At 31.9% G+C, this 13,140-nt stretch carries 15 protein-coding genes and 2 tRNA genes; 4 read left to right on the forward strand and 13 right to left on the reverse strand.

All coding sequences use genetic code 11. From position 1 onward, the window contains the following. Positions 1-3 precede the first annotated feature (3 nt). From tnpA to NWE55_RS00635, 9 genes are all read right to left on the reverse strand, one after another. On the reverse strand, positions 4-435 hold the full coding sequence (gene tnpA, locus NWE55_RS00595) for an IS200/IS605 family transposase (protein WP_155093506.1): 432 nt from the start codon (positions 433-435) through the stop codon (positions 4-6). Positions 436-492: 57 nt separating this feature from the next. Next, the gene (locus tag NWE55_RS00600) at positions 493-999 is read right to left on the reverse strand and encodes a hypothetical protein (RefSeq protein WP_258204446.1); all 507 of its coding nucleotides are present in this window, start codon (positions 997-999) and stop codon (positions 493-495) included. 143 nt (positions 1,000-1,142) lie between these two features. Further along, positions 1,143-1,373 carry a hypothetical protein gene (locus NWE55_RS00605; RefSeq protein WP_155093285.1) on the reverse strand — a complete coding sequence of 77 codons (231 nt, stop codon included), beginning with the start codon at positions 1,371-1,373 and terminating at the stop codon, positions 1,143-1,145. A gap of 443 nt (positions 1,374-1,816) precedes the next feature. Next, positions 1,817-2,344: a hypothetical protein gene (locus NWE55_RS00610; protein ID WP_155093284.1), complete on the reverse strand. Its 528-nt coding sequence runs from the start codon at positions 2,342-2,344 to the stop codon at positions 1,817-1,819. A 172-nt stretch (positions 2,345-2,516) separates the two neighbouring features. Next, a complete protein-coding gene (locus tag NWE55_RS00615) occupies positions 2,517-3,149 on the reverse strand; it encodes an alpha-ketoglutarate-dependent dioxygenase AlkB family protein (protein WP_155093283.1) in 633 nt (210 codons plus the stop codon). A 491-nt stretch (positions 3,150-3,640) separates the two neighbouring features. Further along, positions 3,641-4,504, reverse strand: a complete 864-nt coding sequence (locus NWE55_RS00620) for a helix-turn-helix domain-containing protein (RefSeq protein WP_196216237.1) — start codon at positions 4,502-4,504, stop codon at positions 3,641-3,643. Between the two features lie 801 nt (positions 4,505-5,305). Beyond that, on the reverse strand, positions 5,306-6,445 hold the full coding sequence (locus NWE55_RS00625) for a GNAT family N-acetyltransferase (protein WP_258204447.1): 1,140 nt from the start codon (positions 6,443-6,445) through the stop codon (positions 5,306-5,308). Between the two features lie 25 nt (positions 6,446-6,470). After that, on the reverse strand, positions 6,471-7,004 hold the full coding sequence (locus tag NWE55_RS00630; protein WP_155093280.1) for a GNAT family N-acetyltransferase: 534 nt from the start codon (positions 7,002-7,004) through the stop codon (positions 6,471-6,473). A gap of 8 nt (positions 7,005-7,012) precedes the next feature. After that, entirely contained in the window at positions 7,013-7,621 is a 609-nt protein-coding gene (locus NWE55_RS00635; RefSeq protein WP_155093279.1) for a class I SAM-dependent methyltransferase, read from the reverse strand. 435 nt (positions 7,622-8,056) lie between these two features. On the opposite strand from NWE55_RS00635, the gene NWE55_RS00640 reads away from it, so the two are divergent. Both NWE55_RS00640 and NWE55_RS00645 read left to right on the forward strand, forming a co-directional pair. Beyond that, positions 8,057-8,140: transfer RNA gene (locus NWE55_RS00640), tRNA-Ser, on the forward strand. A 9-nt stretch (positions 8,141-8,149) separates the two neighbouring features. Then, positions 8,150-8,224, forward strand: a tRNA-Pro gene (locus NWE55_RS00645). 126 nt (positions 8,225-8,350) lie between these two features. Here NWE55_RS00645 and NWE55_RS00650 read toward each other — a convergent pair. From NWE55_RS00650 to NWE55_RS00660, 3 genes are read right to left on the reverse strand one after another with little or no spacing between them, the layout of a single operon-like run. After that, complete coding sequence (locus NWE55_RS00650; RefSeq protein ID WP_444850889.1) at positions 8,351-9,334, reverse strand: ISAon1 family transposase; 984 nt, start codon at positions 9,332-9,334, stop codon at positions 8,351-8,353. Then, positions 9,324-9,677: an ISAon1 family transposase N-terminal region protein gene (locus NWE55_RS00655; RefSeq protein ID WP_160339156.1), complete on the reverse strand. Its 354-nt coding sequence runs from the start codon at positions 9,675-9,677 to the stop codon at positions 9,324-9,326. The genes NWE55_RS00650 and NWE55_RS00655 overlap by 11 nt, the downstream gene beginning before the upstream one ends. A gap of 39 nt (positions 9,678-9,716) precedes the next feature. After that, positions 9,717-10,193 (reverse strand): McrC family protein, encoded by a 477-nt coding sequence (locus NWE55_RS00660; protein WP_258204448.1) that lies wholly within the window; start codon positions 10,191-10,193, stop codon positions 9,717-9,719. 110 nt (positions 10,194-10,303) lie between these two features. On the opposite strand from NWE55_RS00660, the gene NWE55_RS00665 reads away from it, so the two are divergent. Further along, entirely contained in the window at positions 10,304-10,510 is a 207-nt protein-coding gene (locus NWE55_RS00665; protein ID WP_258204449.1) for a hypothetical protein, read from the forward strand. Between the two features lie 175 nt (positions 10,511-10,685). After that, entirely contained in the window at positions 10,686-10,895 is a 210-nt protein-coding gene (locus NWE55_RS00670; RefSeq protein WP_155093259.1) for a hypothetical protein, read from the forward strand. Between the two features lie 324 nt (positions 10,896-11,219). On the opposite strand, the gene NWE55_RS00675 is transcribed toward NWE55_RS00670, so the two are convergent. Further along, positions 11,220-12,872, reverse strand: a complete 1,653-nt coding sequence (locus NWE55_RS00675; protein WP_196216234.1) for a helix-turn-helix transcriptional regulator — start codon at positions 12,870-12,872, stop codon at positions 11,220-11,222. Positions 12,873-13,140 lie beyond the last annotated feature (268 nt).

Raw genomic sequence — 13,140 nt, forward strand, 5'->3', positions numbered from 1 at the left:
TACTTACTCAAGTATAAAGTTACCTCCGTTATCATTTGGTTTACGATGGTGTTCAAGATATTGATTTAGCATTTCATCAGTAATATTTCCTGTACTCCAACAACCAAAGCCTATTGCCCAAAAGTGACGTCCCCAGTATCTGTGCTTCAACTCAGGAAATTCTATTTGGAGTTTCCTTGAGGTACGACCCTTGAAGAGTTTGACAATATTACTTATGTTTTGAGATGGTCGATATTCTATATGAAGATGAACATGATCCTTTGATACTACACCTTTTAAAATTTGAATATCTTCTGCTTCACAAATCTGAATGATCAGACTACGACAACGTATCTGAATATCTCCTTCCAATACTGGATAACGATATTTAGTCACCCATACTATATGGGCGGTTAAACGTGATACACTATGTCCTCCGGTTCGTTGATATTCCATATATCAAAGGTAAACATTTTTAGAAGCTGAAAGCTAAATGCACTAAAGTGCATAGTTTTAACTACAGTCTGCGACCAATAAAGCAATAACCTTTAAGCGTATCATATCAAGGTGGTAGGCATATTTCTCTTGCAACTCTATTTCAATACTGCTAAATAAGGAATGCACTTCATTATAGCGATCTTCTAATCTATACAATGGCGGATAATCAGCATTTAAATATAGGAGTTCATCAATAATGTTCTCCTTTAGAAATAACTTATACAAAAACGATTTGTGAAAGAAGATCTGCATAACCTCAAAATCTTCAGAAACAGACTTAGTACTGTATATTACGTCAGGTGAAATAATAGAAATCGTTCCTGCATCTATTACAAAACTATGGTACCCAACTCTTAGTTTCATACTCCCTTTTATTCCAAGCACCACAATATAGTAATCCATTTTCTTAGGAGAAGATACTATTAAATGCTTGCTATCGCGAGAAAAAACAATCTCTTTATCTTTTGTAAAAGTGTAATCCATAAATTCTGTAATAACTCTGGCAAAATTAATTAAAATCATTCTATATAAATACAAGATAACTTTCTTTTAACCTTCTGTTTGAACTCCCTTCAACAAAAATTTCACATTGCCGTAAAGTATGAGAAAATAAAAAGCCTTGAGAAATACTTCTCAAGGCTTATATGGTAATAATAATTTAAATCTTAATTATAACAGAACTCTGTAGGAGCAAAATTTAAAGCTCTCAAAAATTCTCTTGGTTGCTCATCTAATTTGACAACCTGCTCATTACTCAAAATGAAATTAGATTTAACCCATTCCTTTGTATTATATACAAGGTTAAATAATTCATTTTGTAATTCTTCTGTTTGCAAACCAAATAATTGAGCTTTTTTGGCTTCAAACCCTTTGTTATTAAAGGCTACTTTCTCCATAATGTTTTGTTTTGTTGTTTTATACTGTTCTTCTTATTTTCAACTACCTTTTACTTGGCTTTATTATAATAATTGAAAATATTGTCTTACCTCATTATACTAATTAACAACAACTGTACCGAAATATTTGTAATTGGCTATTAATACAAATATATTTTATGTTAAAAAGCTAATAAAATAAAACAGCGCAATTTATAACATTACACATTTACTACCAATAAGGCGTATAACAATTCACAATAATTGATACATCTATACCCTTAAGTACTAATAATGAATAAATAAACACGTTTTATTAATACATAATAATCAATGATATTTATATGATAAGAAAATACAATTTAAAAAGAGGTAAAATATGATATAAATCATATAAATATTCACTTGTTTATGCTAAACATAGTCTTTCAATTGAAAGAATTTAGAGTTTTAGAAAGTGATAACTACCTTATTCCCATTTTTTTATTCGCAAACAACAATAAAGATTGTACATAATCACAGTCAAAGCCTATACCGTAAACTTCATCAACACTTAACTCATCAATCGTATCTAACCATTCTCCAGTTTCTGATAGTTCTTCAATAGCGAAAACACACTCACCATCTTTTTCCAGAAATCTACCAATACGCCAATCGTTACTATGCTTTAATCTTAAAGAAAATGCACCATACTTCTGATTGATTTGCTTCAATATAGTAAAGAAGTCTTCACTTAAATCAAAAGGCGTATAAGTGAAATCAATGTACTTAGCCTTGAAAATATCTTCTTTAAACTTGAGATGATCATCTTTAAAGACTTGAGCGATCTTACTTCGATTTATTAGTTCATAACCGTCGATCATATACTCAATTACATTGCGTTTAATCAATACCCATTCCTCATTATAGTCTACTATTATACCGTAGATTATATTCTTCTTTCTACCTTTCAAATGAAGGCCAACATACTGATATAAATACTTTTCGACCATAACCGTAGTTTTAATTAAAAAAACAAGTCTCCTTAAATAACAAGAATAACCTTAAAGAGATTGAACTAAATTTAAGAAAAATAAATGAAAAACTATCATTTACTATGCATTTCTAATCAAGTATTTTAAAAAATATTCAAATATCTATAAGTCAATTTGTTAACTTCATAATCTATTCACTAAAGTTCTGCGACTCTTTTTCTATTGTTCTAAAAGTCAGATTAATTCGGCCTTTTCTTACTTTCTTACATGGAGGTAAACGGTGTAACCAATAATCTTGTGTTACTCCTTTCATTTCAATCAAACTCCCTGTTTCTAAAACGACATCTCTCTTTTGATTCAACTCTTTGTGTTTGAAGCTAAATATTCTTGTAGCTCCAAAACTCAAAGAGGCAATCGATCCATTCTTTTTCAGATCTATCTCTCCATCACTATGCCAAGCCATCCCTTCCTCTCCTGTGGCATAATAATTTAACAAACAAGAGTTATAAGTCTCTCCCGTTTTTGCCTCTACAATTGTTTTCAACACCAATAAACTCTCCGTCCAAGGCAAAGCATATTTAGTAACATTAGAGTACGTATAAGCAAATCTTTCATCTCCATACCAAGCTATTTTCCTCTTTGTACTTATTCTCTTCCCGTTCACTACTGCTTCATCGTGTTTCCAAGCGATTTCATCCAATAACCTGGAATAATAATAAAGACTTTCTTCGACAGTTAAAGCAAAGCCATGTAAAAGTACTTCTCCATCAAAAGGCAACAGATTGTCCCTTTCCTCATCCACAAACTGTGTAAATAAATCCATATCAACATTTTAAAGGACAATATTACAGATAAACAAATAGGGAATCAGAAAAAAAGTTGCGATAAATTAAAGCAAAAAAGGCCAAAGAATTACTTTGACCTCTTTATTGACATTAATCAAAAAGATGTTTTGTGGGGATAAAGTTTTTCAAATTGGCTAAAACTAAATCGTTCTTTTTAATTAAAATCATATTTCTTACTACTATTTTATGTCATTATTAAATAGGACGAGTATAATAACTTAAAAAGTCAATCGAAATCAACCTCTGTAGTAAGAAAAATAAATGAATAATAAATTATAAATGAAAAGCTGTTTTGTTGTTTATGAAATTTTTTTATTACTCACTTTATCTTATCTATTTTCTATACTAAAAAGTAATTTACAATTATCAAAATAACGCATTATGTACTAATTTAGCAGGGGAGTAAAGTACGTAACTTTTATCGAAATGACACATTGAATAAAACACTTAATACATTGAATTAACGCACTTATTTTACTTGAAGTTCCCTAACTTCACTTGGAGATAAATCAAATTGTTTTTTAAATGATTTGTAAAATGTGTTATAATCGTTGTAATTGCACTTGAACGCGATTTCTTTTAAACTCAAAGTAGAGGATACGATAAAGTAAAAAGCATATATATTCTTATTCTCATTGTAAAAACTCAAAAAATTTGTATTGTATATTTTCCTATATCCTATCTGCAACTGGTTCAAAGTTAAACCAACTTTATTTGCTATCTCTACTGGTGTAGGGTACTTCTGATTTACATCAAAATCCATTGCACTATCTATGCGTAGAACAATGTCATGTGCTTGAATTATACTATTTTCAAATCCATTTGATGCGTTGTGTAAATGGGAATCAATTGGAAAAGCACTTTGTATTTCATTAAAAGGCAAAGCAAATCCTTGTAAAATATCAAAATCAGTATTCATAGAAACACGTAAGACTAGTGCCTTGTAACTATTGCTAAACTTATCGACTAAATCAAACTCAATATAGCGATAATGACTAGGCATTTTCTCAAAATACTCTTTATCTTTATTAAGGATATCGCTAAAATCAAACCCTTTACTAATGGGCAATAACTCCGCTAACTCATTAGACATAGCATGAGCTTTATTCTCGTGATCTAACAAAAAGAATAAGGGTAAACACAAAGGTTTACTCTTGCTGCTTACTTTTTTTTCTTTAAGGATTTGCCAATAAACATTCAAGAAGTTAACTATAATTATAAAATTGACCGTCTCTTGAGCATTCGCAACATCAATCCTCCTAAGCAAATCAAACCTCTTAAATAAAAACCAAAGTAAGTGGTAATAATTCTTTTGAATCTTATGACTATTCATTTGTGTTTTAAATTTAAAACCAACAAAGCGCACCATGTAATAACTACCTAAACAATAATTACACAATGAGAAATTGTTAATCTATTTATACTAAAAAAAACACTACCCGTCACTCGTCCAAAAGCAAGTAAGTATTTATTTTGTAAAAATAGTACCTTTTTAAAAACTGACAATAAAAATATTCAAAATATGAGTTTTATTTTCATAAAAAACAACATTCCTTAAACTATTACTAATCATTAAAGTAAAGTATATTCATAATTCGCAAAACAACCTCTTGAAACCATAACAATTGTTTACAAAAAATTATCCAAATTTACATATACAAAAAACAATTCATTAAAGTATTGAAAAATACACGACATAGCGTTGACAAGTTTTCACAACAAAAAAGTAAGCCTTTTGATAGAGAGCATCTTAAAACTCTAAAAAACACAATGAAGAACTTAACAAAGTCACCTATTTCCGATAAAAAACAAATGATCTGGATAAGCTTTTTTAATTTAATTCGATAACTTTTTAAAGTTTCCCCGTACAAACTTCTATTTTACCACATGGATATTCCGTTTTCAGACTGATTAAAATACTTACTTGCAAGGTGAAAATTATTTAAATACACTATAAGTCAACATCAGTCTCACAAATATATTAAGTATTAAAAACCAAAAATATTATAGCTAATAAAACAAAAAAGACGCTTTAAAAGTGGTTAAACAAAACCTTTCTTTCAAAGCGTCCTTTTGCATAGACAATAACAGAATGCACAGTGGCAAATTGCTTTTTTCAGTATGTCAATTTTAATTATAATTGCAAGCGAAACTGCTGCATTCGTCTCAATCTATTCTTTAAAACTGATGGTTCTACTATAAAATCATAGACATATTGAAAGCCAAATTTAATTGGCAAACGCGAACTATATTCATTTGCTTCTTCTACAGAATAAATAATAGTCCTCGTTTTGATATTTTCTTTAACAATATTCAACATCGCTTGGACAATAATTGTCCCAAGTCCCTTTCCTTGTTTAGATTCTTTTAGCCATAACCCCAGCTCAACAGTTTCATCGTTTATATCGTGAATACCACAACTACCAACAAATTCATTATTCTTTGTATCTAAAACAACTAGCACCATTGCAGCTCCTCGTTCAAATTCTACTCGAGAACTTCTTATATATTCTTTTGTAAACTCAATGTTCTTTACAGGGTCAAAACTTAAGTACTTAGACACTTCTTCAGTTAAATTATCATAGATATCATAGAGAAAGTCATTAGATATTGGCACAAACTTCAAATGGTCTATTTCGTAACTAAAGTCTTCAATAGACACAATATTTCTCTGTTGATCTTTAACCATGTTTATAATGGTTTCTAAATCGTAAATTAAACATTGTTCAATTCCATCCTTAGCCCTTACCCCAAAGATTGACTCCTTGTTTGCAATCAATAATTCCCTTGTATAAAACCAAGCGTGATCGTAAAACAATACAGGATCTAAAGAAGCCCACAGCGCATCATCTTCTACCTGACTAAGATATGGAGGCCACAAATATTTTGAATGTTGACTCCATATATCTTCTCCAAAACTCAACCCATCAAACTCAGTCGTATTGATAAAAACTTCCCACTGCAATCCAATGGCTTTTGCTACTTTCAACAATACACGCAAAATCAAATCTTGATTATTGCTATCCACGGTCAAACGCTCAAGTAAATATGCCACAACGATAGGAGTAGAAATAACTAAACCACCTTTTTGTTCAATTTGATTAGCTAAAGTAACAAGCGCCATGCGTTGTTCGTGAGTACTTCCCCTTTCGATTACTTGTATTAATGCGGGAATATTATGGGCTCTACCTTCCCAATGAACTAACCTATCCCAGGGAATTTGATTAAAATCAATCTTACTTCTATTCAACTCTCTATTCTTTTTAAATAACACATCCTTGATTTAAAAGTAAATCAATCTATTTTTTCGCATTGGGTTTTCGATACTGTAACATATTCAATACTTTCTCCTCACTGATGTTTCTAACAAATGAATTGTGATACACATATCCTAACTTCTCAGCTATTTTTATACTTCCACTATTGTCTTTTTCAACATTGTAGATTAAGTAATCTACATCTAAATTATACTTAGTGTAATCTTCCAACCCCTTAATCAATTCAGTACCATATCCCTTGCCGAAAGCAGCTTCTTTCAACCATATTCCAAGTGAAATTGACTCATCGTTAATATCGTGTAAACCACAACAACCGATAAACTCACCTGTCGCTTTATTGCTTGCTACCAATGTGATATCAAGTCCTTTTTCTAATTGACCTAAGCTATAATCGATAAAGCCCTGTGTATCTTCGAGTTTCCCCGTCGGTACAAAAGGAAGAAACTTTGCTACCACAGGTGTCAAAGCATCAAAAATATCTTGTTTATACTTTTCACTTACTATCTCAAAATGCAAACGATCGGTATCGAAAGCAATATCTTTACTAAATCCCATATATTATATTATTTATTTTTTAAAAAACGACAATAAACGAAGTTCTGTGTAGTCTCAAATGGAGTCATGTGATCACTATAGAAGTAGTCCTGCAGACTAAAATGTCCTTCAAATAGGTTGCTAATATCTTCTGCATTATACTGTATAATTTCTAACCCACTGCATTTTAAAGGACCTTGTTTTGAAAATGTTGCCATAATAATTCCTCCTTCTACTGCACTACTTACCAATTCGCTATACTGTTTTGCCTCTTGTGCAGTTAAGAAATGAAAAACGGCTCTGTCATGCCAAATAGCATACTTCTCACTTGGATGAAAGTCCGTAATATTACTTTCTATCCAAGTTACTTGATGAGCTTTGTCCCCTAACCTTTTCTTTGCACGTTCAAGGGCTGACTTAGAAATATCTAAAACAGTAATATCTGTATAACCTGCTTCTATCAAATGATCAACAAGGTTACTATCCCCCCCACCAATGTCGATTATCTTAACATCTTTGGGTAGATTAAAATCAGTTATCAACTTGAGTGAATGAACAGGCTTAACTTGCGTCCAACTCACTTGGTCCGCAGTTTTTGTATTGTAAACACCTTCCCAGTGTTCTTTTACTTTATCCATAAAAAATTACGTAATAGAAATACAAAAGTAATGAATCCAAAATATAAGGAGTCAATTATAAAAGCAAAATAAAACATAAAGGCTTTTCTCCTTCTCGAATGTAAATAAAGATAATCCACTGATAGCATATTTCTAAGAATATAGACATTTCACAAAACAGTCAATTTGGGCTAATGCAGTTAGCGTACCCTTTCCTTTTAGAACTAACCTCATCTTATTTTCACAAGGTTTAATCCAATATTTACGACTACCAAGATCCTAATTAAAACAAGTAGAGTAAAAATCTTATTTTTAACAAAAACATATCTTACTAATAACGAACACGATAAAGATTATACGCAAAAAAGGTTGATATTTTTCCAATAATCTATTTGCAGAAATCAAAAAGTCGCAGTATGTTTGCATCCGCATTAGAGAAGTAATTATCTAAGCAACGGAGAGGTGCCGGAGTGGTAACGGAGCAGATTGCTAATCTGTCATCGGGTAACCGATGCCAGGGTTCGAGTCCCTGTCTCTCCGCTAAGTTTTCGGGGTGTAGCGTAGCCCGGTCATCGCGCCTGGTTTGGGACCAGGAGGTCGCAGGTTCGAATCCTGCCACCCCGACTTTTAGGGTATCAGAATGTGCCTAAATCCGTAAGTATCAATTACTTACGGATTTTTTTATTTTTAAATATATCATAATAATCCATTGTAAATCAATCTAAATGGGATCAATCTCAAAAGTTGTGTTTAGGCATAAAGCTTAGTCAATCTGTATAAAAAGAAATCAATATCTCTTACACCTCTAAACTGAGCTCTGAATGCTTTAATTTTTGCATTAAAAGATTCAGCAGAGGCATTGGTACTTCTATTATCAAAATAGTTAAGAATTGTTTTATAATTGATTTGCATTGTATTGATAACAGTGCCGAATTGTTTTAAATTAATCTTCATAACATCATTGTACCAATGAGCCAGTTTAGTATAAGCTACTTCTTTTACTGTGGTTGTGTTATATATTATTCTTAAGTTTTGCGCTACATTATAAGCTTGTTTAATCAAAGGATATTGATTAAATAATATATCTGCTCTTTGCATTTGATTAGTAGTCCATTTACTTGGATCCATAGTTAGTAGATATCTACTTCTTATAAGTAGTTGCTTAGCTGTATCTCCATTATCAAATTCTATTGGAATAAATTGTTTACCTTCTTTTTTAGCTTGTAGGATTAAGTTGTTTTCAATATCTGAAGCATTCCAACGTTCTTGTATTCTAATATCTTGTAATGCTTCATTTACTAGTTTCTGTACATGAAAACGATCTGTTACTTGTGTTGCATTAACAAAGCACTTCGTAACAATTTTTTTCATAGAATTTGCCATATCAAGTGTTATCTCCTTAACTTTAGATCTTGTCTTAGAGGAGATTGTAAGAAGCTTCTCTATAATAGGCTCTACTTTAGTGCCAGAAAAAATTGCTACTATACTTCCTTGCTTTCCTCTACTATATTTGTTTGTAATAATTGTATAGAGCTCACCTTTTGACAAAGCTGTTTCGTCTATTGATAGTTTAGGACCTATGTTTTCAGGAAAAAGAAGATAGTCTTTAGCGTGTTCTTTATGTTCCCAAGCTTGAAAATCACTTAGTGAATCTTTGTATTGGCGTTGTAATTTTTTACCATCAATATTAAAGAAACCTCCTATTGTATGGCAATCACTTGCCTTAGTATCTATTAATTTCTTTTAAAAAAGAGGCAAACTCATCAGTTAAACGAGTGCCTTTTGCTACTAGATTCCAATCTCTCTGTACTAATTCGCGAGTAGTTTTATCTAACCAACGACGACGCTTGACATGAAGATAAACACTATTTCCTCGTAAAGGAAAATCTTGTATTGTGGTTTCATTATGAAATCCATGACCTATAAGAATACGGTCTTTTGCTTCATCCGGGACTCTATTAAATTCTTCAAAATATAGGTGCATTGTTTCACCTTGTTTTATCGTTTTTACTAAATCAAAATGTTCTACTAAAAACTCAGGTAAAATCATTTTTACAAACTCAATATAGTTTTCCACGGTTATTATTTATTATTACAAAGATCTGTAGTTTTTAATTCACACACAACTTTTGAGATTGATCCTTAACAAAGCGATTGCTTTCAGATATCCTCCTTCTTTAGGCCCAATTCTATGTAAATATTTTAAAGCTAAATTTTCATAATCATACTTTTCTATATTATTTAGTTTTTTATATTTTGCGTCTAAAATAACATAAGATAAATCATCAAACTCAATAATAAAATCAGGTCTTAAATTATTTGTATGCTTTTTAATTGTTGTTAAATTTATAGGTAAGCTCTGATAATATAAAGTAATTTTAAAGCTGTTTTTTTCAAACACTACTTTTTCATAAATGTTAGCTTCATTCAGAAAATTTATATTATCATCAATGATAGGAGTAAAACCTAGTTCAACAAATGTATCAAATAATTGATAGTAACATGCACGTTCAAACAGTTCATCTAATCGACTAATTCCTTTAAAATATTTATTGTCAGTAGAGTAATTAGCACCTTTGCATAACAACCACATTAGTAATTGATTATAAACGTAAAAATAATGTTCTTTCGATTCAAATTTATTTGTATAAAAAAATCCAAATCGATATTAGTAACATATCTAAACTAACTATTGCTAAGTACATGAAAGAGTTAGGATTACGTAGTAAATTAACTCGTAGATATAGAATAACCACAGACTCTGAACACAATTATTTAGTGGTTGATAATATTTTAGATAGACAATTTACACAAACTGAACCAGGGAAAGCCTGGGTGTCTGACATTACTTATATCGCTGTTAAAGAAGGGGTTATTTATCTAACTACATACAGTAATAGATTTATATGATAGAAAGGTTATTGGATGGAGTTTGAGTAAAGATATGTCAACAGAAAACACCACTTTAGCAGCCTTTAAAATGGCTAAAAGAATCTTAACATTATTCTGAATGACTGGACGAGCAAATATACAGAGAATACCTTGCTGACGGCAGCTGCGTTATACATGAGCTTGGAGGAATATAATGAAGCGATTGTGCACCTCTAAAAACTGGAGATTACATCAGAACTTGAAGAAATATTACCTACATATAGGAGACTTGGATCAAGTGGAGAAGTATGTGTATTTGATAGAGAATTCTGATCGACTATCTGAGGAAGATATAGCTAGGGCACATTTGTACAGTGCACAGGCATTGCTAAAGAAAGGAGATAAAGCGTTTGTTATGAAGTAAAACAGAATTGGCGACAATGATAAGCAAGACAGTTATTGATGCAGAGGCACGTTATTGTATAGGACGACTACAGTATAAAAACAAACAGTAGGACAAAGCTCAGGAAATGGTCTTTGATCTGGTCAATAATATGGAGGAGCATGATTACTGGGTGTGGCCAAGAGTTTCATCTTGATTGCGGACACGTATGCTACCAAAGGCAATAAACTGCTGGCAAAGAATATGTTGGAGAGTGTGATTGAAAATTATGAAGAATATGATGATATTATTCCTTCAACAAAAGAGCGCTTAAAGAAATTGAAATTAAGGAAGTTAATTGATGAATTACGACAAACCCTGAAGAAAAGCATCGAAATCATCTTCCTTATCCAATTCAAATTTTTGTTTCAAACGATATTTTGCCATGCGGACACTTTTGGGTGCAACATTTAAGAGTTCGGCTATTTGCTTAGTGGAAAATTGGAGGGAAAAATAAGCACAATAGCGCAGATCGGTTTGGGTTAGTTTTTCAGAGGCTTTATCCTGTAATTGCTTGAAAAAATCTGGGTGAATATCTTGTATTTCTGAGCGGATCAGGTCAAAATCATTGTTGATTCTCAGTTCTTCTTTGATAAATTGATTGAGCTGGGGATGTTGGCTTTTGGCAGTTTCTATTTTTTCTTTTAATTCCTTGAGCGATTCGGCACCACGTTCTATTTGCAGCATCCCGACCATCAATTCCTTTTGCAATTGTTCTTTCTCCTGTGCGATTAAAGTTTGTTCAGCTTTTAATCTTGCCGCTTCCTCAATTTGAAGCTTTTCCCGTTCCAAAGCATATTTTAGTTTAAACCTATACGCTACAAACAAAAACAATAATCCTGTTATAGTAATAAGTGCTATGGCACTATACAGCCAAGTCTGTCTTTTTTGAAAAGCATTTTTTTGGTGTAGCAATTCCAATTCTTTACTCTTTTTGTCATTCTCATATTGAGCTTCCAGCTGTTGAATAATTTCGGTCTGTTTCGAGTCGAATACTTTTTTATAAGTCGTTATATATTTTTGATAATAGTCTAAAGCTTTTTGCGTATTTCCCTTTTTTTCATACAGGTTAGCCAACAATTCCAAGTTATTCAACTCTAAATAATAATTAGACGAAGGCAGTGAGTTAGCTAAGGCCTTTTGTGTTAGTAGTGCTTTTTCGGCTTTAGACCAATCTGAAGCCTGCATATGGATTTTGCCGAGTATTGCATATCCGTTAGCCTGCATCTCAATATTGTTGACTTCTTTCGAAGTTCGTAAAGCAAGATTCACGTATTCTATTATCTCTTTTTTCTTTAAAGAAGAATCATATTCCAGGTACAAGTTCGCCAGATACAGTGCAGAAAGAGCCACAACACTTGGATTCTTAATAGAAGTCTCATGTTGCTTGTATAGTGAAATGGATTGTTCAAAAGCATTTTCTGCAGTCTGAAGACGAGAAGTGTCCCTTTTTCGTTCAAATAAATCTACTTCATGGGTACCGTTAATCTGCCAAGCTTTGATCTGCGCATCTATATCTTTGCTTTTTTGTGCAGTTTCCAGTGCTAAACAGACATATCTTGCTGCGTCGTTTTGATTTTCACGCTCCGAATATATTCCGAACTTTAGGTAATAAATATTTGACAAGTACTTTTGTCCTTTATTCTCTTCCAGTAGGGGAATAGCTTTTTCCCAACTCTCAAATGCATCTTCAGGTTTGTTTTGTAAATTTTGCAAATAGCCCATTCTGAAATAGGCAATTCCTTTATAAAGTTTAGATGCATTTTGTGCATAGTAGAACATACTGTCAGCAGCTTTCTGAGCAGCTATGCCATCCCTTTGGATCATTTCAAACTGCACTTGCTGTGACCATGCGAGACAGAGACCGTCTGTATATTGGTGTTTTTGGCCTAGTACAATGGCTTTTTTATTAGTTTGAATAGCCTTATCAAGGTGGGCTAATGAAATGCTATTTGCCAATTGACACAAGCTTAAAATTCGAGTTTGGGTGTCTAACTGAGAATTGGACAGCAATACCTCCAGCGAATCACTTATTGCTTTTTGAGCAAACGAAGGCGTCCATACAACGTATAGGAACTGTATTAAACATATATAAAAAAAACAAGTTCTTCTCATTCTATTTCTGATTGTTGTCAAATATAGAACAAAAAATAGACCTTCGATTTAACACTTGTAAAAGACTAACAATCAATAATTAAACTTATATGTAGATACTTTGTAGACGCTT

This window comes from Myroides albus (assembly GCF_024722315.1).
Classification (GTDB): domain Bacteria; phylum Bacteroidota; class Bacteroidia; order Flavobacteriales; family Flavobacteriaceae; genus Flavobacterium; species Flavobacterium album_A.